This window comes from Acinetobacter sp. V104_13, from assembly GCF_031798995.1.
GTDB classification, from domain to species: Bacteria; Pseudomonadota; Gammaproteobacteria; order Pseudomonadales; family Moraxellaceae; genus Acinetobacter; species Acinetobacter pittii.
In genome coordinates, this window is the sequence record NZ_JAVQNP010000010.1 from 80,787 (window position 1) to 100,165 (window position 19,379).

A 19,379-nucleotide genomic window follows, 5' to 3' on the forward strand; every position below is an offset into this window, starting at 1 on the left:
GTACTATCTCTTTAGATTAAATATAAAAATACAAAATCTTTCCCGAAATCCCTACCTATCTTTAATGCATTGTGTATATTGAAATTATTACGATATTTACATAATTAGAGTGTGGTTTTCATGACACAAGTTGATATTGCAGCGTTATCTCCTCAAGTGGTTTGGCAGCATTTTCAAACACTTTGTACTATTCCTCGTCCATCGAAGCATGAACAGCAACTTCGTGAATTTCTACAAAACTGGGCCGAAAATCGGAATTTAGAAACTTACGTAGATAAAGTGGGGAATTTGATTATTCGTAAGGATGCGACGGCGGGTAAAGAACATGTGTCTGGCGTTATTCTGCAAGGCCATTTAGATATGGTCACTCAAGCCAATACTGGCACAGTACATGATTTCTTTAAAGACCCGATTCGTCCAGTTCTTGAGGATGGCTGGTTAATTGCTAAAGATACTACTTTAGGTGCTGATAATGGCATTGGGGTAGCATTAGCTTTGGCAGTTTTAGACTCAAATGATATTGCTCATGGGCCAATTGAAGTTCTTCTAACAGTTGATGAAGAAGCAGGGATGAGTGGTGCGCGACTTTTACAGGCAGGTGTACTAAAAGGGAAGTGGTTATTTAATATTGATACAGAAGAGTGGGGCGAGTTGTATCTCGGATGTGCTGGTAGTATTGATGTTGAAGTTGAGCAGCCGCTTAATTATGAACCAATTCCTGAAAATTTGAATATTGTTAATATTCAGGTGGCTGGTCTTAAAGGTGGCCACTCTGGCGTAGATATCCATTTAGGACGTGGTAATGCCAACGTTATTCTGGCCCGTTTTTTAAATCAGCATTTAGCGAAGCTTGGTGGACGACTTGTTGAGTTTATAGGTGGTACAGCTCGTAATGCTTTACCTCGCGAAGCTGTAGCAACCATTGCCATTTCATCTAACCAATTGCCTGAATTAGAAAAATTACTCGCTGAATATCAAACAGCATGGAAAAAACAGCTACAAGGTATTGATGACAATCTGCAATTAACTATTCAGCCTAATAGTGCTGAAGTGACCGAAGTGATTGCTCAACAACAGCAAAATGAATGGTTGCAAGCTTTAGCAACAAGTCCTTATGGCGTTGCAAGTATGAGTCAGGTTCTATCAGATATAGTTGAGACTTCAAATAATATTGGAGTGGTGAGACTAAATAGAGAAGGCGGAAAAGCTGTCTTAATGGTCCGTTCAATGGTGAACCAAGAAACTCAAGACTTTGCAGAAAAAATTCAAAAATATTTCAGTCAATTTAATATCGGCTCTACACTTACGCCGTTAGTGTCGGGTTGGACACCAAATCCAGATTCGGCTGCTCTAAAGTGCTTACAGCAGGCCTATCAAAATGCATTTAATATTGAGCCAAATCTTAAAGTGATTCATGCAGGCTTGGAGTGTGGGATTATTGCTGAACATTACCCACATTTACAGATGGTTTCGTTTGGGCCTGATATTCAAGGTGCACATGCACCAGGTGAACGAGTTAAAGTTGATACTGTAGAGAAATGCTGGAAGCTACTGGTAACCGCTTTGGCATCTGTAGAGTAGTTCTTTATAAATAAGAAGCTCAGTCATGAGCTTCTTAAACTTTGACCTTTACTCGATTTTTAAAAGTTGTCCTGTTTCACTTAAAGTAAATTCATCAAAATCATTCGCTAAATAAAAATGACCTTTATAAAACTGGCGAACTTCTTCGGTAATAGCTTGCTGCCCAGTTTTATCCTGATGTCTAGGGCTAAAGTGTGTCAGAATTAAATTGTCTAGAGATTGCTGCTCAGCAAATTCAGCCACCATTTTTGCTGAGCTGTGCATTGGTCCTTTACCTACTTTATCTAAGACTGTTTGCAAATAAGTTGCTTCATGAATAAGTAATTGAGCATTCTTACAAGCATCGGCTAATAATTCTGGCCGATCATTATCACCACCTATAATTGCATGAATCTGCTGATTTTGAATTTTGATAAAGTCTTGAGATTTTAAAATTCGCCCCTCAAACTCAACATCGTAGCCTCGTTTTAAATGCCCCCAAATATCGCCTTTAGGTACGCCAAGCTGAGTTAAAGCTTGAATATCTATCTTCTTCTGGGTGAATTTTATATAAATACTAAATGCAAAACTCGGAACACGATGACTTAGTGGATGTGCTTGAATAAAGAGCTCATCGGTGAGCTGCTGTGGCCGAGTTGCTTCATTAACATCAATAAATTTTATTGAATAAGGCAAATGTAAGTCTGTAAGTTGAGCAGTGATTTTAAACCATTGTTGAATTTCTTTGGGTGCAATCACGATTAATGGTTTTGTACGGGCATTCATGCCTGCACTTGCCAGTAAACCAACTAGGCCATAACAATGATCACCGTGAACGTGTGTAATACAAATGGCAACTAGGTTTTGTAGAGAAAGTTTGGCTTGCTGAATGCGGTGCTGCGTGCCTTCACCAGCATCAACTAAAATCCAGTTCTTATTTTTACTGTTACGAACGGCTAATCCTGAAACATTGCGTGAAAGTGTGGGTACACCTGATGATGTGCCTAAAAAGGTAAAATGAAGCATATTCTTGGAATTTTTAGTCAAATGTTTAGAGAGATTATAGACATTTATAAAATTTTATAGAAATTATGGTGAACGAATAATAGCGACCGAGTGAAAAAATATTTGGCACGTTTTGGGTTAAGCTGGAATAACTTTCAATAATGACAAGGCTTATAAAATGATGGGCATACTCTCAAGTTATGCCCATCAAATTACCGTTTATTTCATGATAATAAAGCGTGTAATGATTTGGCGAAGCTGCTTTAAATAGCCTGTAAAGAAGTGGTTGGCACCCGGCAAAATTGTGATTGGATGTTTTTGTGGTTTTGCCCACTCAATTGCATCTGAAAGTAAAGTAATATCATCTTGCTCACCATGAATGAGTAGAATATCACCTTGAATTTCAGGAGTTTTATAGTGACGTAAACCTACTACAGTAGCGGTTGGTAAACCACATAAAATTAACTGTACAGGTCGTAATTCAGGTGCAAGCTGTGCAAAGCATTTTGCTAAAACATGTGAGCCAAAGCTAAAACCGCCTGCATAAAATGGTAGGCCTTCATGAAGCTTACGAACGTGCTCAATTACAGCTAAGATATCTTCAGTTTCACCATGGCCTTCATCATGAATGCCTTCACTGCCACCTAGGCCGCGGAAACTTGGGCGGTAAACAATGCAACCATATTCATTAAAGATTTGGGTTAAAAGGGCAGGGACTTTATGTTGAGGGGTTCCACCTTGCAATGGGTGCGGATGACAAACAACCGCAAAGCCTTTGATTTCACCTTCAGGGCGGTCAACGAAAAGTTCAATTTTACCTACTGGACCCTGGATGAAAGTTTGCTCAGACATATAAGAACCGCTAAATAACAATACGTGATGCTATTTTACCGATAGTCGTCATTGAAAACACGAGTTAGCATTAAAAAATATCAACTGTTATAGTTGGTATTAAGAATAATTTTTTCAGGTTGTCTATGCTTGCTTTAATTTCTCCTGCAAAAACTTTAGATTATGAATCAGCGTTACCTACAGATGAGTTTACTCAGCCTCGCTTGTTAGAAAACTCAGCACAATTAATTGATGTTTGTCGCAAACTTTCTGCTTCGGAAATTGCGAGTTTAATGAGTGTCAGTGAAAAAATTGCCACACTAAATGCAGATCGATTTAGAGATTGGAATCCCGAATTTAATTTCTCAAATGCTCGCCAAGCAATCTATGCATTTAAAGGGGATGTTTACACTGGTTTAGATGCCTACCATTTAAAAGACAAAGATATTGATTTTGCACAGAAGCATTTGCGTATGCTCTCTGGTTTATATGGTTTATTGCGTCCTTTAGATTTAATGATGCCTTATCGTTTAGAGATGGGCACGAAATTAAAAAATACGCGTGGTCATAATTTGTATGAATTCTGGGGTGAAATTATCACAAACCAGATTAATGAAGACTTGGCAGAAATTAAATCTGAATTGCTGGTAAATCTAGCTTCAGATGAATATTACAAGTCTGTCAATGAAAAGAAAATTAAGGCTGAAATTGTGAAGCCTGTTTTTCTTGACCAGAAAAATGGCAAATATAAAGTCATTAGTTTCTATGCGAAAAAAGCACGCGGTTTAATGGCTCGTTTTATTATTGAAAATCAATTAAATAAAGCTGAAGACATCAAAGCGTTTAATACCGAGGGTTACTACTTTGATGTTGATAACTCAACGGCAAAAGAGTTGGTATTTAAACGTGATGAGCAATAATCTTAAGCGTGGTTAATAGATGATGATGCAGCTTTATTTATCAAAACTAAAGCATGTTTGGTTTGAGCTGCATCAGCATTATGATTTTTCTGAACCGCAGAAAATCTATAATGAACTTATTGCGGCTTATAGTGAAAAGCAGCGAGCCTACCATACCGACCAACATTTATATGAATGTTTGAGTTTAATGGAGGCGGTTCAATACGGATTAAATGATCCGTACGCTGTTGCATTGGCTCTCTGGTTTCATGATGTTATCTATGATCCTCAAGCACCAGATAATGAGCTTAAAAGTGCTGAGTTATTTGAACAATTGATGGCACAAGATTTATCGTTCGATACTCTAGAGAAAATAAAGCGTTGGATACTTGCGACTCAAAAGCATGGATTAACCGATGAAATAGATTTGCAATTTTTGTTGGATATTGATTTAGCTATTTTGGCAGCAACGCCTGAACGTTTTATCCAGTATGAACAGCAAATTCAGCGGGAGTATTCTTGGGTTGATCCAGAAGTATATTCAATTAAGAGAAAACAAGTTTTAATACATTTTTATCAGTCTGAACCACTTTATCAAACTGTATATTTCCAAAAGAATTTTGAGTTAAACGCCAAGGATAATTTAAGACGAATATTGGAATAGCCTAAGCATATTAGAATAAAGCGATATATTTTTAAAACGTAAAATGGTTATATGACAGGAGAGGAATCACTGGAAAAAGCAGTGATTCCTTGGAAATAAATTATTTAAAGAAATAACCTGTTTCTGGCGAGCTTGCATTTGCCATGCGTTTACGTGGCATACGACCTGCTAAAAATGCTTCACGTCCTGCTTCAACAGCTTTTTTCATTGCGGAAGCCATCAAAATAGGGTTTTGAGCAGCTGCAATTGCTGTATTCATCAATACACCATCACAACCAAGTTCCATCGCAATAGCAGCATCACTTGCTGTACCAACGCCTGCATCGACTAAAACTGGAACTTTCGCATTTTCTTTAATAATTGAAATGGTATGTGGATTTAAAATACCTAAACCTGAACCAATTAGACTACCTAAAGGCATAATCGCAACACAGCCCATACTTTCAAGTTCTTGAGCAATGATTGGGTCGTCAGAGGTATAGACCATAATCTCAAAACCGTCATCAATCAAAGTGCGCGCGGCTTTTAAAGTCTCGGTTACATTTGGATATAAGGTTTTTTCATCACCCAATACTTCAAGTTTTACTAGGTTATGACCATCCAGTAGCTCGCGCGCTAGCATACACGTGCGTACTGCGCTGTCAGCATCAAAACAACCTGCAGTATTTGGCAAAATTGTATATTTCTCTGGCGGAATGACCGAAAGTAAATTCGGTTGATCTGGATTTTGTCCAATATTCACACGGCGGATTGCGACAGTTACGATTTCTGCACCACTGGCTTGAATAGCTAAATCCGTTTCATTTAAGTCTTTATATTTGCCAGTTCCGACCAATAAACGAGATTGAAAAGAACGTGAACCAATAATGAGAGGGGTGTCTTGCATGGATAACTCCGACTTAGCCGCCGCCAACAGCGTGAATAATTTCGATACGGTCATGTTGAGCAATAGAAATTTGCTCTAATTTGCTTTTAGAAACGATTTGCTGATTGTGCTCGACAGCAAAACGTTTTCCTTCAAGTGCCAACTCCTGAATGAGTTGCAACAGGTTTTGGCTAGGCGTGTCCGTTAATTCGCCATTTAAATAAATTTGCATGATCACATTCCGATTATTTTGCGTATTTGAAAGCATTCCAAGCCAAGACTAGCCATCCCGCAATCATTAAGGCTCCACCGATTGGCGTAATTGCGCCTAATATTCGTGGTAAACCTAGCGCCATGATGTAAAGCGAACCACAAAAAAATAGAATACCAATTTGGATAAGCAAGAAAGATAACTTGATTGGGAAATGAGGAAGAACCTTACTTAAAATACCAAGAGCTAATAAGCCAAGCGCATGATAAAAAAAGTAGTCGGTTGCAGTCTGCCACCAAGCAAGTTGCTCAGGACCCGCGTGAGCTTTAAGACCATGTGCTCCAAAAGCACCCAACATGACTGCAAAAGCAAGATTAAGGGCTGAAATGGCGATCCACATAACAAAAAACGCAACTGAATAATGAAAGGCAACGTTAACATAGATTGGGTTGGCTAAACATAGCCAGATAAAACAAAAGGGCGATTCGCCCTTTTATTTTTTTCATTTATTTTAGCTTGCTGACATGGCAGTTTTGATTTTTTCCATCGCATTTTTTTCAAGCTGACGAATACGTTCTGCCGAAACATTATATTCAGCTGCTAACTCGTGAAGAGTAGATTTGTCATCATCTAACCAGCGGCGTTGTAAAATATTACGCGAACGGTCATCTAACTGGTCCATTGCATCATGCAAGGCTGAAGTACTTTGCTCTTCCCAGTCTTCGTTCTCGACTAAACGGGCAGGGTCGTAGCGGTTATCTTCAAGATACAACGCAGGGGCAGTATGTGGGGTATCGTCGTCATCATCGCCTTGTGCTTCAAAAGCAGCATCATAAGCAGTTAAACGACCTTCCATTTCCAGAACTTGTTCTGGAGTTACATTTAAGTCATTCGCAATCGATTGAGCTTCTTCGAGCGTTAACTTTTTACTCGATTTCTTTAAACTACGTAAATTGAAAAATAATTTACGCTGAGCTTTTGTCGTTGCAATTTTGACGATACGCCAGTTGCGAATAACGTATTCATGAATTTCTGCCTTAATCCAGTGGACGGCAAAAGATACTAGACGCACGCCCATATTTGGGTCGAAACGTTTCACGGCTTTCATTAAGCCTAAATTACCTTCTTGAATAAGGTCGCCTTGTGGTAGGCCATAACCTGCATAGCTGCGCGCAATATGAACGACAAAACGTAAATGCGACATTACCAGCATTTTTGCGGCATCAAGATCTTGGTCATAATAATAACGTTCAGCAAGTTCTTTTTCTTGCTCAGCCGTTAAAATAGGAATCTGATTGACAGTACTGATATATGCACCAAGGTTTACACCGGGCGCAGACAATGACAGGGGCATCAATTGATTGCTGCTGTCACTCATGAGTTCTCCTTATAGGATCGAATGGGATAACCAATAAATTCATCTTAATTTGAATCAGCTTCATAATTAAGGAAAATTGGGTAGAGAAATGTAAAATTTTATGCAATTTCTAATCTTTTAGTTTAGCAAAGAATTATTGAGTTTCAATTAAATAGTGAAATTCTCTTTCTGATATGTGTGTAGTTTGACACGTAAAATGATGTAAACCACAGTAACGAGTTACATCAATTTCACTATGAGGATCTGAAGATTTTAATAAAAATTGTTGTTTGCCTGACGCTTTTTTAAGTTCACGTTTTAGCATTAACAATGGCATTGGGCAGGGTTGTCCAAGGGCATTAATTTCAATGGGTGCTGTATTAGAAGAAGTATTGCTCATTCATCATCAAAACAACTAAAAAAAATATTCTAACAAATTTTTAATAAATACAGCATATTTTATGAAAGAAGATGCAGGGAATTTCTATAAAAAATATTGTAATAAGCTGTTTAAAAAAAGAACTAAAAATAGGGGAAATATTTGAAAAAAATTCTATTAATTGTCATAAACCCGTGTTAAGCTCGAACCGTTTTAGGATTTACCACACAATCAAATTGATTTAATAACCCTATAACAAATGGATGTAACCGGAAATTGTTGATAGTTTTACAGAATGATTACAAGCTTTAAGATTATAAATATTTTAAAACCTTGTTTGCTCTGCTGTTTGCAACACCGGAAGGTCCTTTTTTCAACATCTGAGGATTGACTTATGACAGCTCGTGAACAAGGCGTAGTAAAGTGGTTTAATGACACTAAAGGCTTTGGTTTTATTCAACGTAACGGCGGCGACGATGTATTCGTTCACTTCCGTGCAATCGTAGGTGACGGTCACCGTTCTCTACGTGATGGTCAACGTGTAGAGTTTAGCGTTGTACAAGGTCAAAAAGGTTTTCAAGCTGAAAACGTTCAGCCTTTAGACTAAGACTAATTCATCTTTTTGATGAATGATGGACGCTCCAATTTTTGAATTGGGGCGTTTTTGTTTATAATGATCTTCTCATTCGAGAGATTGTTTGTTAGAGCGCGTATTTATGACATCTGGTTTTGAAACCTTGAATTTACATCCGCAACTTAAAAAGGCGATTGATGCTTTAGGGTTTACTCAAATGACCCCAATTCAGCAAAAGGTTTTAAAATATACATTAGCCGGGCATGATGCAATTGGGCGAGCACAAACAGGAACAGGTAAGACAGCTGCCTTTCTGATTAGTGTAATTAATGATTTACTCAATAATCCGGTTCAAGAGCAACGCTTCCGTGGCGAGCCTCGTGCTTTAATCTTGGCACCTACTCGTGAGTTGGCATTGCAAATTGAAAGCGATGCAAAATTTCTCACAAAATTCTCTAATTTACATTTAGTGACTCTGTTGGGTGGTGTTGATTTCGATAAGCAGAAGAAGCAACTTGATGCTAATTTTGTCGATATCATGGTAGCCACACCTGGGCGATTAATCGATTTTGTAGAACAAAAAGAAGTCTGGCTCGATCAAATTGAATTTCTAGTTATTGATGAAGCTGACCGTTTATTAGACATGGGCTTTATTCCTTCGGTAAAACGTATTGTTCGTTATTCACCACGCAAGGAACAACGTCAAACACTCATGTTCTCAGCGACGTTTAGTTATGACGTCTTGAATTTGGCAAGACAATGGTTATTTGAACCTGTAACTGTTGAAATTGAGCCTGAACAAAAGACCAATAACGATGTAGAGCAACGTGTTTATGTTGTTGCTAAACAAGACAAATATCGTTTACTGCAAGATATCTTACGTGAAGAGCCAATCGATAAGGTTATGATTTTTGCTAATCGACGTGACCAAGTCCGCCGTCTTTATGATCATTTAAAGAAAGATGGATATAGAGTTGGTATGCTTTCAGGTGAGATTGCTCAAGATAAACGTTTAAAAATGTTAGAGCAATTTAAGCAAGGTAAACATAATATTATGATTGCGACAGATGTTGCTGGTCGTGGTATTCATGTGGATGGCGTGTCGCATGTCATCAACTTTACATTGCCTGAACAATCTGACGATTATGTACACCGTATTGGTCGTACAGGTCGTGCTGGCTCACAAGGGGTAAGTATTAGTTTCTTATCTGAAGATGATGCCTTTTATTTACCCGAGATTGAAAAAGCAATTGGTAAAAAATTACCACTGACCAGATTAGATGGTTATTGCTAATAAAAAATCCCAATCAAATGATTGGGATTTTTTTTATTAATTAATTTTACAATAGAAAGTAAGCGTTGTTTGGTAGTCATCATCTTTTGCTAAAGATGCATTTTTACCAGTTAATGTACCAATAACACCTGCTGCTGCTTCAACCATTTGACCAGTTTTTTCACTTACAACATCTTTTAATACACCGTTATATGTTGTTTTTTCATCTACAACGACTGGTGTAGTGCTTTTTGAGCAAGTTTTTTGAGCTGCAGTAATCGCATTATTTTTCGCAATTAAATTGGTTTTGCCAATACCTGTAACTTCAAACTGATTATTTTCTTTTTGAACTGCTAAAGTATTTTTAGGAGTAGTTGCGCAAGCACCAAGTAATAAAACAACACCGCTCATTGCGCTCGCTAAAATTATTTTTTTCATAATGCACCTAAAGTTAATCGCTAAAAGACATAGCTATTTGAACATAAGTTTTCTAGTTGATTTTGAAGACGTTGTATGAGTTTTGATGTTTTGTATTAAAAAATGTCAAAGTGAGAGTTCGCTAATTTTATAAGCTAGATTCAATGGTGGATTAACGGTAGATTATGCTAATCTATTTTGAATTTTTGAGTTAGATCAATATTAATGACGGAATCAGCAATACAAATAATTCACCAAAATATTCATCAGCGTCAGTCTATTGGCCAATTAGTTGAGCCAGCTCCAAGTACAGAGCAATTAGAGTTAGCTTTCCAAGCAGCTTTGACTGCTCCAGATCATCATAGACTTAAGCCAACGCGTTTTGTGGTTGTTTCAGGCGAACAACGTGGTGCTTTTGGTGAAGTTTTAGCAAAGGCTCTAACAGATTTAGGTGAAACTGATCCCGCTCAACTCGAACGTGTTAAACAACATCCTTTTCGCGCACCATTACTCATTTTGGCGCTTACACAACTACAAGATCATCCGAAAGTACCGCATTTCGAACAAATCTTAAGTACGGGTGCCGCAGTACAAAATCTTTTATTATCTCTACAAGCTCAAGGTTTTTCGACCATGTGGCGTAGTGGTGCAGTTGTCGAATCAAATTGGTTAAAACAGCATTTAGGTCTGCAACCTCTTGATTTAATTTCAGGTATTATTTACGTCGGCACAGCAGCTAAAGTAATTGCACCGCGTGCAGATATTGAAAGTAAAGAATTCGTAGAAGTTTGGCAGGCTTAAACGTTTGTAGAAGTAAGAAATAGGATAATAAAAGATGGCTGAATTTAAGTTTACAGATTTGGTGGAACCTGTTGCGGTTGATAAAAAAACTGCTTTACGTATTACCGTTCTAGGGGGAGGAAGCTTTGGAACGGCTATGGCAAATTTAGCTGCACGTAATGGTTGCGATACCATGATCTGGATTCGTGACGCCGAAACAGCTGAGGAAATTAATAAAACCCACATTAATAAACGTTATTTGCCAGATTTTATTTTAGAGTCATCATTACGCGCTGTGTCTGATCTTGAACAAGCTGTATGTGACCGAGATATTATTTTAGTCGCAATTCCAAGTCACTCATTCCGCGATGTCTTAAAACAAATCGCTCCTTATATTACTGCACAAGCGGTTGTGTCTTTAACCAAAGGTGTTGAAGCTAAAACTTTCAGCTTCATGAGCGATATTATTCGTGAAGAATTACCTGAAGTTCCTTATGGTGTGCTATCAGGTCCAAACCTTGCAAAAGAAATTATGGCGGGTATGCCGTCTGGCACCGTGATTGCCAGTGACTCCGAATTAGTTCGTTATGCTGTGCAACATGCCTTACATAGTGCTCTATTCCGTGTTTTTGGTAGTGATGATGTACACGGGGTAGAGTTAGGTGGTGCGCTTAAAAACATTTATGCGGTTGCAATGGGAATTGGTGCTGCTTACAAGATTGGTGAAAACACCAAAAGTATGATTTTAACGCGTGCTTTGGCCGAGATGAGCCGTTTTGCAGTAAAACAAGGCGCAAATCCGCTTACATTCTTGGGGTTGTCAGGTGTTGGTGATTTATTCGCGACTTGTAATAGCCCTTTAAGCCGTAATTATCAGATTGGTTATGCTTTAGGTTCGGGTAAAACGCTGGATCAGGCAAGTAAAGAGTTGGGGCAGACAGCAGAAGGTATCAATACAATTGTTCAGGTGCGTGGTAAAGCAGAAGAATTAGATGTTTATATGCCTATCACTAATGCTTTATATGAAGTTATTTTCGAAGGGGCGCCTCCTTTAAATATTGCATTGTCTCTTATGAAAAACGGACACCGTAGTGATGTTGAATTTGTTTTACCTCATCACGAAGTCTGAAGAAGAAATGTCATAAATTGTGGTTATAATGCAGGAATTATTAACAAGGAAAATTTATGCAACTGACATTGGTTCGCCATGGGGAAGCCGCTCCACCTGTAAATGGTAACGACACTAAACGCCCTCTTACTGCTCGTGGACATGCTCAAGCAGAACAGACAGCAACATTTTTAAAAGATATTGTTAAGCCTGATATTTTTGTAGTTAGTCCTTTGTTACGTGCTCAAGAGACATTGGCACATATTCAAGCGTACTTTAAAGATGTGCCTGTGTTGTTATGCGATAAAATTAAACCTGATGATAACGCCAAAGAGGCAGTCGAGTGGTTGTCTCAGGTTCCTTATGAGTCAATTGTAGTCGTGTGTCATATGAATGTAGTAGGGCATATTGCTGAGCTACTGACTCATGAAAGCTTTAATCCATTTGCGTTGGCTGAAGCTCGAATTTATGATCAGGCTGTGATTGCAACTGGTTTATCAACACAAAAAAATAGTTTTATACCCACAATATAAATAAAAAGGTTATTTAGCCCATTATGCTGTATTTATGGATGCCTGAAACCAATGGAATATGGCATTGGTCTAACGGAGAAAACTGGTTGCAGGCTGAAAGCCTCGATCAATTAATACAAGACCTACAATTGCACCAAGGAAAAGAGGCTGTTGTCTTTTTTCCTAGTCGTCATGCTCAGGTATTCCAGCAACAAATAGCAAAGTCTCATTACAAGCAACTCGGAGCAGATGGTGTTAAATATTTGCTTGAAGAGTTTGTAACTTTGCCTATTGATCACATGAAAGTAGTTCATCATTTTCATGCTGATCAATTAACAATATTGGGCGTTGCAAAAACTACTGTGGAAACATGGCAACATGCAATGAATTTGTTGCCAATCAAGCTGGTTGCTTTGTTGCCAGACTTTTTGATTTTGCCAGAACCACAAGAACACCAAGTTATCCTGTGTAATATTGACCAAAAATTACTGGCGCGTGAAAGTAAATGGGTTGGTAATTCACTAGATGATTTGGGATTGTTTTTGGAATTCCAGCCAGTTGAAACAAACTATCAATATAGTGGATTAACGACAGAACAATTAGAAAGCTTAGAAGCAGCTTCTAGTGTTGAGCAACGTTCAGAATTTTTTTATCAGTTTCAGGGCTTAGATAAACCTAAACAGCATCCTTTTAACGTTTTACCAAAAGCCAAAGGGCAAGAGCAAACGGTTTCTGGGTACTGGAAAGCATGTGCTGTTATTCTTTTAGCAATAATTGTGGTTCAGTTTAGCTATGATTTGTTGCGTTGGGTAAAATTAAGAAATGTAGCGAATCAAACAGCTGAGCAGACGATTGAACAATATAAATATTGGTTTGGTCCTTCTAGTCGCGTAAATGAACAAAATATAAAAAGCCAATTTGAAAGTCATTTAAGAATGAGTAAACAAGGCGATACACAAGCACTTTCTTTATTGAGTCGTGTTGGACCTATTTTGATGCAAAGACAAATTTTAGCTCAGCAATTAAATTATGATGCTTCTACACTAACCATGGCCTTGAAAGCAAAGTCGGCAGATGATTTGCAAGCTTTAACACAGCAGCTTAATCAGCAAGGATTTAAGGCGGAGTTAGGTAATATTCAAGCCGATGGTGGTGGGGCGATTGGGGTGGTGAAAATACAATAATGAAAATGTTAGCTCAATTGCAAAACCGCTTTGATCAGTGGATCGAACAAGTTAATCAATATTTAGACCGTTTGACTGCCCGTGAACGTATCATGGTGGTCTTTACTACAATTTTTGTTGTAGTGGCTATTATTGGGGCTTCACTTTGGAAAATGCATTCCTTAGCAGAACAGCAGCAACAGCGCTTAAATGATTTAAAAGATTTGATGGTGTGGATGCAAAGTAATGCAGTCACTATGAAACCTGCGAGTGAGCTTGAGCTGGGGCAGGCAGAAAAAATACAACGTGTAGCTCAACAGCAAGGTTTAACGGTTACTTCTCAGCAAAATGGCGAGCAGTTACAAATTATTGTTACTCATCAGAATTACGCAATTTTAGCTAACTTTTTAACCCAACTGGCACAAATGGGCTTAAGTATTGAAAAAATGGAAATGGTTTCAAGTGAAGGTCAGATTAAATTAACAGCGACGGTTCAATAACATATTAAAATATGCTGGTCTTAAGCATGGTGTTTTGTGCTCCCTGTGCCTATAATATGCCTACCTAAAATCAGTAGATTGTGATTGGTATGTTATATTCACTTGCTCGCCCGATGTTGTTTAGTTTAGCACCAGAGCGTGCCCATGAATTAACATTATCTATGCTTGATAAAGCACATAAGTTCGGCCTACTCCGTCAGAGCGTAGAAGCGAAGCCAACGACTTGTATGGGAATTGAATTTCCAAATCCGGTAGGTTTAGCAGCTGGTCTTGATAAAAATGGTGCACACATTGATGCTTTAGCAGGGCTAGGGTTTGGTTTTATTGAAATTGGAACCATTACGCCGCGTCCTCAGTCGGGTAATCCGCAGCCCCGCTTATTCCGTATTCCAGAAGCTCAAGCCATTATTAACCGTATGGGGTTCAATAATGATGGTGTTGATAAGCTGATTGAAAATGTCAAGGCTTCAAAGTTTAAAGGAATTTTAGGCATTAATATTGGTAAGAATGCTGATACACCTGTAGAAAAAGCTGTTGATGACTACCTGATTTGCCTTGAGAAAGTGTATAACTACGCTTCTTACATTACCGTTAATATTTCATCTCCAAATACTAAGAACTTAAGAAGTTTACAAAGTGGCGATGCATTAACTGAACTATTGCAAACCTTAAAAGAAAGACAACTTGAGCTAGCTGAACAAAATAATCACTATGTTCCTTTGGTTCTGAAAGTTGCACCTGATTTAACAGTGGAAGATGTTGAATTTATTGCAGCGCAGTTAGTGCAGTTTAAAATTGATGGCTTGATCGTTACTAATACGACCTTATCAAGAGAAGGTGTAGAAAATCTTCCTTATGGTAATGAGTCGGGTGGTTTATCAGGCGCACCTGTTTTTGAAAAAAGTACAGAATGCTTACGTTTGTTTGCCCAAACATTAAAAGGACAAATCCCGTTAATTGGCGTGGGTGGAATTTTGTCGGGTGAACAGGCAGCAGTTAAACAGCAAGCTGGAGCAACATTAGTACAGATCTATAGTGGGCTAATTTATACAGGTCCTATTTTAGTGAAACAATGTGTTGCAGCTATGTCTTAAGTGAATATGAACACAATTGATATCATTATTCTGATACTTTTGCTCATTGGGGGGCTAAACGGTTTGCGACAAGGATTTATTAAAGCCTTTGCGAACTTGGTAGGATGGGTCATTGCATTAATTATGGGTGCAAAATATGCTGTCCTTCTTGCTCCGTCTATGTCGGGTTTAAGTCATGATCCAGTTGTTCAAAAAATTGCAGCTTTTGCATTTATAGCGCTTTTGATCATTGTTTTAACATGGATCGTCTCTGCATTTTTAAATGGCCTCTTGAAAAGTCTGAAATTGGGGCCATTAAATCGTTTAGCAGGTGGTGCTTTTGGTTCTTTAAAGGGCTTGTTGGTTGTACTAATTACAATGCAGGGTGTAGGGCCTTGGGTTGAGAGTTCACCACACTGGAAACAGTCCAAATTTATACAGTTTTTATTGCCTTATGCGCCTTTGGCTACCGAGTTGTCTAAAGATGCTGCAAGTGAGGCATTTCATCAAATAACATCTGGAGGTAGTGCATCAGGCACTCCTTCAAAACCAATGGACGAATCGGAAGATTTAGAAAACCGATCCGACCATTCGACAAAGAATCCTTTTTATTAATTCCTAGCTTGTCTGCGAGGTTGCTATGTGTGGAGTTGTTGGTATAGCCGGTAAATCGCCAGTGAACCAAATGTTGTTTGATGCTTTAACGATGTTGCAACATCGTGGGCAAGATGCAGCTGGAATAGTAACCTGCCATGAAGGCCGTCTTTTCCTTCGTAAGGATAACGGTATGGTGCGTGATGTCTTTCATACTCGTCATATGAGAGCATTACTTGGTAATTATGGTATTGGCCATGTACGTTACCCAACTGCTGGTTCTGCGAGCAGTGCTGAAGCACAACCATTTTATGTAAACTCACCTTACGGTATCACGCTTGCACATAATGGTAACTTGACCAATGCAGAAGAAATTCATGATGATCTGTTTAAAACAGATTTACGTCATATGAATACAGATTCTGACTCAGAAGTTCTTTTAAACGTATTCGCGCATGAATTACAGAAAAAAGGCACTTTAAATCCTACAGCTGACGATATTTTTCACACGGTTTCTCGTGTGCATGAGCGTTGCCAAGGTGCGTATGGTGTAGTAGCGATGATCACTGGTCATGGTTTGGTTGGTTTCCGTGATCCGAATGGTATTCGCCCACTTATTTACGGTTCACGCGTGACTGAACAAGGTGAGATGGAATACATAATTGCTTCTGAATCGGTTGCTATTACTGCTCTTGGTTTCAAAATTGAGCGTGATATTGAACCAGGTGAAGCAATTTTCATCAATGCAAATGGCGAGTTGTTCTCTAAACAATGTGCTGCTAATCCTAAATACCGTCCATGTATTTTTGAATACGTTTATTTTGCTCGTCCTGATGCCATTATTGATGGAATTTCGGTTTATAAAGCACGTTTAAAAATGGGTGAAAAGCTTGCTCATAAAATTTTACGTGACTGGGGTGAGGACCATGATATTGATGTGGTGATTCCAATTCCAGATACGAGCCGTACTTCAGCTTTAGAACTTGCAAATATTCTAGGTGTGAAGTTCCGTGAAGGTTTTATGAAAAACCGTTATATCGGCCGTACCTTTATTATGCCGGGTCAACAGCAACGTAAAAAATCTGTACGTCAAAAATTAAACCCTGTTGAGTTGGAATTCAAAGGCAAGAACGTTCTATTGGTGGATGACTCTATTGTACGTGGTACAACGTGTAATGAGATTATTCAGATGGCACGTGATTCTGGTGCAAAAAAGGTATACTTTGCGTCAGCAGCACCGAAAGTAATGTATCCAAACGTTTACGGTATTGATATGCCTGCTAAAGCTGAGCTTATTGCTTCAGAACGCAGCGTGGAAGAAATCCAAGAAATTATTGGTGCTGATCGTTTGATTTTCCAAGAATTGGAAGACTTGAAAAATGCTGTACGTACCAGCAAAGTGCCTGACTTAACTGAGTTCGATTGCTCAGTATTTGATGGAATCTATGTAACAGGTGATATTGATGGTAACTATCTAAATAATTTGGAGCAGAAGCGTAATGACTCTGCTAAGAAGAAAAAAGATGGTTATATTGACGTTAATGTCGATGCTGCTTCTGTAGATTTAACAGGCATCAAAGAAGAATAGAAATAGCCGAAAAAAGCGGGTATTTCCCGCTTTTTTCTTTTATGATGAAACCTAACAATGTAATTGGGAATATTTACATTGAAAGAAGTAAGCCACTATCTCATCGAAAATAAAAATATGGCATGGTCCATCACTATGTGTTTGGTTGCTGTGCTGCTTACTATTTTTATCTTAAATTTAATTTTAGGTTTACTCGTTCATTTTTTTGATTATAGCCAGCCAATTTGGTGGCACACCTTAAGTCCTTACTTCGTTGCGCTATTACTTTTTATTATGGTTTGGTCGGTAGTTACCGAACTTTATATTCTGCGTAAAGGTGGGCACTCTTTAGCAAAACAACTTAAAGCACGTCGTTTGGTGAAAGAGGAGAGTACTCCCGAAGAACTCGCGGCATTAAAAATTACAGAACACTTAGCCCAAAATTTTTCACTAAAAGTTCCAACCGTATATGTATTACCTGATGAAGTTGGTGTAAATGCACTTACGGCAGGTTTTCATCCCAAAGATATTGTAATTATTCTGACATGGGGTGCTTTACAGAATCTGGATAAGCTTGAGTTATATGGTTTATTGGGCCATGAATTTAATCAGATTTTATCGGGTGAGGCTGTTGAGAATACTAAATTAAAGATTTTATATAGCGGCTTAACAACTTTTAGTCAGTGGGGCAGTAAATTAGCCAAGCAAGGTTTTAAGCGCTATAGCCCGGGTTATAAACATAAATTTGAAACTGTTTTTGTTGCGGTCGGTGGAGTCATTTGGTTGGCTGGAAGCCTAGGTGTACTGATTACTCGCTTTATTAAATATTTGACTTTGAGTGGGCGCACATTTCGTAATGACCAAAAAACAGTACGACTATTAAAAAATAATGCGAATACCCAAACTTTGTTGCGTATTTATGTTCACCACTCTGGTTCGCAAATTCATAGTGCTTATTCCGAATCAATCGCACATATGTGTTTTGCTAACTCACTGAGTCCACAAAGTTGGATGAATATTCACCCGAGTATTCGTGAACGTATTTATGAGTTAAATCCTACTTTGCTACAAGATTTACAATTAGAAAATTTAAAGAAGCTTCGCAACCGTCCGTTGTTTAGCTTATTTCATTTCTTGGAAGAATCTGAGAAAGAAATTTATATTCCGTGGTCATCTCCACAGCCTCTACCTTTATTAAGGTTATCACCAATTAGTTTTGCATTAAATGATGCCATTAAACCCCTGAGTAGTGATGTACGTCGAAATAAAAAGCGTCCTGAATTAATTCAGCGAGCACTACAAACTGCGACTGGTTCACGTGAAGTTATGGTTGCTATTTTGATGATTCGCCAATATCGCGAGTTTATTCCAAAAGATGCACCTGTGAGTCATGCCATTATCGATGCATTATTGAATTTGGATGGGCGTATTCATATTCAGATATTTCATGATGCTTGTAAAAATATTGGACATATACCCGCAAGTATTGCGCGGCAATTTCTTACTAAGTTGGCCCTCATTATCCAAGAAGATGGTGAGATTGGGTTGTTAGATGCACTACTATTGGAGCGAGTTAAACATGAATTGAATTTGATGCCGTTACATCTACCGACTGCATTTGAAGAAGTGAAACCTCAAATTGTTCGTTTGATTGATGCTTTACTTCATGTTCAGCAAATTAATAGCCCAAATCAATTAGAAGTACGTGAGCGTATTTTGCGTTCGCTGCTCAATCCCGATGAAATGTATATCTATGATGAAATTTCAGATGAGCCATTAGATCTGGCTGAAATTTTAAATGATATTGCTGGTTTATTATTACGTGACCGTCTAAGTATTCTAGCTATTGCAGAAATGTGTTTGTGGAGCGACCGTATTATTACGCAAGATGAACTGGATGTGCTTGAATTGCTTTATTGGCGTTTTGGCTTCGAGACAGAAGAAATTGTGGATCAAATGCAAAAGAGAAATAGTGTGATGATTATTTAAAAGACATATACGATTATAAAAACATCTGAATGAAATAAAACACTGAAAAAAAAACTGA

Annotated in this window: 22 protein-coding genes; 14 read left to right on the top strand and 8 right to left on the bottom strand. The window is 38.2% G+C overall.

Features of this window, described 5'->3' with window-relative positions; genetic code table 11:
• The first annotated feature begins 120 nt into the window (after window positions 1-120).
• Complete coding sequence (locus tag RMB06_RS02130) at window positions 121-1,581, top strand: aminoacyl-histidine dipeptidase (protein WP_311078047.1); 1,461 nt, start codon at window positions 121-123, stop codon at window positions 1,579-1,581.
• A 48-nt stretch (window positions 1,582-1,629) separates the two neighbouring features.
• Here RMB06_RS02130 and RMB06_RS02135 read toward each other — a convergent pair whose 3' ends face one another.
• Both RMB06_RS02135 and RMB06_RS02140 read right to left on the bottom strand, forming a co-directional pair.
• The gene (locus RMB06_RS02135) at window positions 1,630-2,586 is read right to left on the bottom strand and encodes a ribonuclease Z (RefSeq protein WP_262727827.1); all 957 of its coding nucleotides are present in this window, start codon (window positions 2,584-2,586) and stop codon (window positions 1,630-1,632) included.
• 198 nt (window positions 2,587-2,784) lie between these two features.
• Window positions 2,785-3,417, bottom strand: a complete 633-nt coding sequence (locus RMB06_RS02140; protein ID WP_005068305.1) for an alpha/beta hydrolase — start codon at window positions 3,415-3,417, stop codon at window positions 2,785-2,787.
• A gap of 125 nt (window positions 3,418-3,542) precedes the next feature.
• Here RMB06_RS02140 and yaaA point away from each other — a divergent pair, with 125 nt between their 5' ends.
• Complete coding sequence (gene yaaA / locus RMB06_RS02145) at window positions 3,543-4,316, top strand: peroxide stress protein YaaA (RefSeq protein WP_311078048.1); 774 nt, start codon at window positions 3,543-3,545, stop codon at window positions 4,314-4,316.
• A gap of 19 nt (window positions 4,317-4,335) precedes the next feature.
• Window positions 4,336-4,959, top strand: a complete 624-nt coding sequence (locus RMB06_RS02150; RefSeq protein ID WP_311078049.1) for a metal-dependent hydrolase — start codon at window positions 4,336-4,338, stop codon at window positions 4,957-4,959.
• Window positions 4,960-5,059: 100 nt separating this feature from the next.
• On the opposite strand, the gene RMB06_RS02155 is transcribed toward RMB06_RS02150, so the two are convergent.
• The 5 genes from RMB06_RS02155 to RMB06_RS02175 form a co-directional block, all read right to left on the bottom strand.
• The gene (locus tag RMB06_RS02155; protein WP_001154366.1) at window positions 5,060-5,845 is read right to left on the bottom strand and encodes a thiazole synthase; all 786 of its coding nucleotides are present in this window, start codon (window positions 5,843-5,845) and stop codon (window positions 5,060-5,062) included.
• A 13-nt stretch (window positions 5,846-5,858) separates the two neighbouring features.
• Window positions 5,859-6,056 (bottom strand): sulfur carrier protein ThiS, encoded by a 198-nt coding sequence (thiS, locus tag RMB06_RS02160; protein WP_002115323.1) that lies wholly within the window; start codon window positions 6,054-6,056, stop codon window positions 5,859-5,861.
• Window positions 6,057-6,069: 13 nt separating this feature from the next.
• The gene (locus RMB06_RS02165; RefSeq protein WP_002115263.1) at window positions 6,070-6,435 is read right to left on the bottom strand and encodes a DUF423 domain-containing protein; all 366 of its coding nucleotides are present in this window, start codon (window positions 6,433-6,435) and stop codon (window positions 6,070-6,072) included.
• Window positions 6,436-6,546: 111 nt separating this feature from the next.
• Window positions 6,547-7,413 carry an RNA polymerase sigma factor RpoH gene (gene rpoH / locus RMB06_RS02170; protein ID WP_002115267.1) on the bottom strand — a complete coding sequence of 289 codons (867 nt, stop codon included), beginning with the start codon at window positions 7,411-7,413 and terminating at the stop codon, window positions 6,547-6,549.
• Window positions 7,414-7,546: 133 nt separating this feature from the next.
• A complete protein-coding gene (locus RMB06_RS02175; protein WP_005068314.1) occupies window positions 7,547-7,792 on the bottom strand; it encodes a sulfurtransferase TusA family protein in 246 nt (81 codons plus the stop codon).
• 373 nt (window positions 7,793-8,165) lie between these two features.
• Between RMB06_RS02175 and RMB06_RS02185 the strand changes: the two genes are divergently transcribed.
• Together RMB06_RS02185 and rhlB are read left to right on the top strand one after the other, a co-directional pair.
• Window positions 8,166-8,378, top strand: coding sequence for a cold-shock protein (locus RMB06_RS02185; protein WP_000126912.1), 213 nt, complete (start codon window positions 8,166-8,168; stop codon window positions 8,376-8,378).
• 109 nt (window positions 8,379-8,487) lie between these two features.
• A complete protein-coding gene (gene rhlB, locus RMB06_RS02190) occupies window positions 8,488-9,639 on the top strand; it encodes an ATP-dependent RNA helicase RhlB (RefSeq protein ID WP_005068316.1) in 1,152 nt (383 codons plus the stop codon).
• 36 nt (window positions 9,640-9,675) lie between these two features.
• Here the strand turns inward: rhlB and RMB06_RS02195 are convergent, their stop codons facing one another.
• On the bottom strand, window positions 9,676-10,056 hold the full coding sequence (locus RMB06_RS02195) for a hypothetical protein (RefSeq protein ID WP_005068317.1): 381 nt from the start codon (window positions 10,054-10,056) through the stop codon (window positions 9,676-9,678).
• Between the two features lie 204 nt (window positions 10,057-10,260).
• On the opposite strand from RMB06_RS02195, the gene RMB06_RS02200 reads away from it, so the two are divergent.
• From RMB06_RS02200 to RMB06_RS02240, 9 genes are all read left to right on the top strand, one after another.
• Window positions 10,261-10,836 (top strand): nitroreductase, encoded by a 576-nt coding sequence (locus tag RMB06_RS02200; protein ID WP_311078051.1) that lies wholly within the window; start codon window positions 10,261-10,263, stop codon window positions 10,834-10,836.
• Between the two features lie 34 nt (window positions 10,837-10,870).
• Window positions 10,871-11,944, top strand: coding sequence for an NAD(P)H-dependent glycerol-3-phosphate dehydrogenase (locus RMB06_RS02205; protein WP_002115297.1), 1,074 nt, complete (start codon window positions 10,871-10,873; stop codon window positions 11,942-11,944).
• 56 nt (window positions 11,945-12,000) lie between these two features.
• Window positions 12,001-12,456 carry a histidine phosphatase family protein gene (locus RMB06_RS02210; protein ID WP_044100976.1) on the top strand — a complete coding sequence of 152 codons (456 nt, stop codon included), beginning with the start codon at window positions 12,001-12,003 and terminating at the stop codon, window positions 12,454-12,456.
• 23 nt (window positions 12,457-12,479) lie between these two features.
• Complete coding sequence (gene gspL / locus RMB06_RS02215) at window positions 12,480-13,619, top strand: type II secretion system protein GspL (RefSeq protein ID WP_311078053.1); 1,140 nt, start codon at window positions 12,480-12,482, stop codon at window positions 13,617-13,619.
• Entirely contained in the window at window positions 13,619-14,098 is a 480-nt protein-coding gene (gene gspM / locus RMB06_RS02220) for a type II secretion system protein GspM (protein WP_311078055.1), read from the top strand. Before gspL ends, gspM begins: the two co-directional genes overlap by 1 nt.
• Before the next feature lie 89 nt (window positions 14,099-14,187).
• Window positions 14,188-15,192: a quinone-dependent dihydroorotate dehydrogenase gene (locus tag RMB06_RS02225; RefSeq protein ID WP_101663108.1), complete on the top strand. Its 1,005-nt coding sequence runs from the start codon at window positions 14,188-14,190 to the stop codon at window positions 15,190-15,192.
• Between the two features lie 6 nt (window positions 15,193-15,198).
• Window positions 15,199-15,786 carry a CvpA family protein gene (locus RMB06_RS02230; protein WP_002115251.1) on the top strand — a complete coding sequence of 196 codons (588 nt, stop codon included), beginning with the start codon at window positions 15,199-15,201 and terminating at the stop codon, window positions 15,784-15,786.
• Window positions 15,787-15,811: 25 nt separating this feature from the next.
• On the top strand, window positions 15,812-17,353 hold the full coding sequence (gene purF, locus RMB06_RS02235) for an amidophosphoribosyltransferase (RefSeq protein ID WP_005073509.1): 1,542 nt from the start codon (window positions 15,812-15,814) through the stop codon (window positions 17,351-17,353).
• Window positions 17,354-17,431: 78 nt separating this feature from the next.
• Window positions 17,432-19,321: a M48 family metalloprotease gene (locus tag RMB06_RS02240; RefSeq protein ID WP_005068334.1), complete on the top strand. Its 1,890-nt coding sequence runs from the start codon at window positions 17,432-17,434 to the stop codon at window positions 19,319-19,321.
• Window positions 19,322-19,379: the final 58 nt, after the last annotated feature.

Bases quoted from the DNA above. Each gene is read 5' to 3' on its own strand.
- RMB06_RS02130 (WP_311078047.1), top strand. From the start codon at position 121: ATGACACAAGTTGATATTGCAGCGTTATCTCCTCAAGTGGTTTGGCAG.
- RMB06_RS02135 (WP_262727827.1), bottom strand. From the start codon at position 2,586: ATGCTTCATTTTACCTTTTTAGGCACATCATCAGGTGTACCCACACTT.
- RMB06_RS02140 (WP_005068305.1), bottom strand. From the start codon at position 3,417: ATGTCTGAGCAAACTTTCATCCAGGGTCCAGTAGGTAAAATTGAACTT.
- yaaA (WP_311078048.1), top strand. From the start codon at position 3,543: ATGCTTGCTTTAATTTCTCCTGCAAAAACTTTAGATTATGAATCAGCG.
- RMB06_RS02150 (WP_311078049.1), top strand. From the start codon at position 4,336: ATGATGATGCAGCTTTATTTATCAAAACTAAAGCATGTTTGGTTTGAG.
- RMB06_RS02155 (WP_001154366.1), bottom strand. From the start codon at position 5,845: ATGCAAGACACCCCTCTCATTATTGGTTCACGTTCTTTTCAATCTCGT.
- thiS (WP_002115323.1), bottom strand. From the start codon at position 6,056: ATGCAAATTTATTTAAATGGCGAATTAACGGACACGCCTAGCCAAAAC.
- RMB06_RS02165 (WP_002115263.1), bottom strand. From the start codon at position 6,435: ATGTGGATCGCCATTTCAGCCCTTAATCTTGCTTTTGCAGTCATGTTG.
- rpoH (WP_002115267.1), bottom strand. From the start codon at position 7,413: ATGAGTGACAGCAGCAATCAATTGATGCCCCTGTCATTGTCTGCGCCC.
- RMB06_RS02175 (WP_005068314.1), bottom strand. From the start codon at position 7,792: ATGAGCAATACTTCTTCTAATACAGCACCCATTGAAATTAATGCCCTT.
- RMB06_RS02185 (WP_000126912.1), top strand. From the start codon at position 8,166: ATGACAGCTCGTGAACAAGGCGTAGTAAAGTGGTTTAATGACACTAAA.
- rhlB (WP_005068316.1), top strand. From the start codon at position 8,488: ATGACATCTGGTTTTGAAACCTTGAATTTACATCCGCAACTTAAAAAG.
- RMB06_RS02195 (WP_005068317.1), bottom strand. From the start codon at position 10,056: ATGAAAAAAATAATTTTAGCGAGCGCAATGAGCGGTGTTGTTTTATTA.
- RMB06_RS02200 (WP_311078051.1), top strand. From the start codon at position 10,261: ATGACGGAATCAGCAATACAAATAATTCACCAAAATATTCATCAGCGT.
- RMB06_RS02205 (WP_002115297.1), top strand. From the start codon at position 10,871: ATGGCTGAATTTAAGTTTACAGATTTGGTGGAACCTGTTGCGGTTGAT.
- RMB06_RS02210 (WP_044100976.1), top strand. From the start codon at position 12,001: ATGCAACTGACATTGGTTCGCCATGGGGAAGCCGCTCCACCTGTAAAT.
- gspL (WP_311078053.1), top strand. From the start codon at position 12,480: ATGCTGTATTTATGGATGCCTGAAACCAATGGAATATGGCATTGGTCT.
- gspM (WP_311078055.1), top strand. From the start codon at position 13,619: ATGAAAATGTTAGCTCAATTGCAAAACCGCTTTGATCAGTGGATCGAA.
- RMB06_RS02225 (WP_101663108.1), top strand. From the start codon at position 14,188: ATGTTATATTCACTTGCTCGCCCGATGTTGTTTAGTTTAGCACCAGAG.
- RMB06_RS02230 (WP_002115251.1), top strand. From the start codon at position 15,199: ATGAACACAATTGATATCATTATTCTGATACTTTTGCTCATTGGGGGG.
- purF (WP_005073509.1), top strand. From the start codon at position 15,812: ATGTGTGGAGTTGTTGGTATAGCCGGTAAATCGCCAGTGAACCAAATG.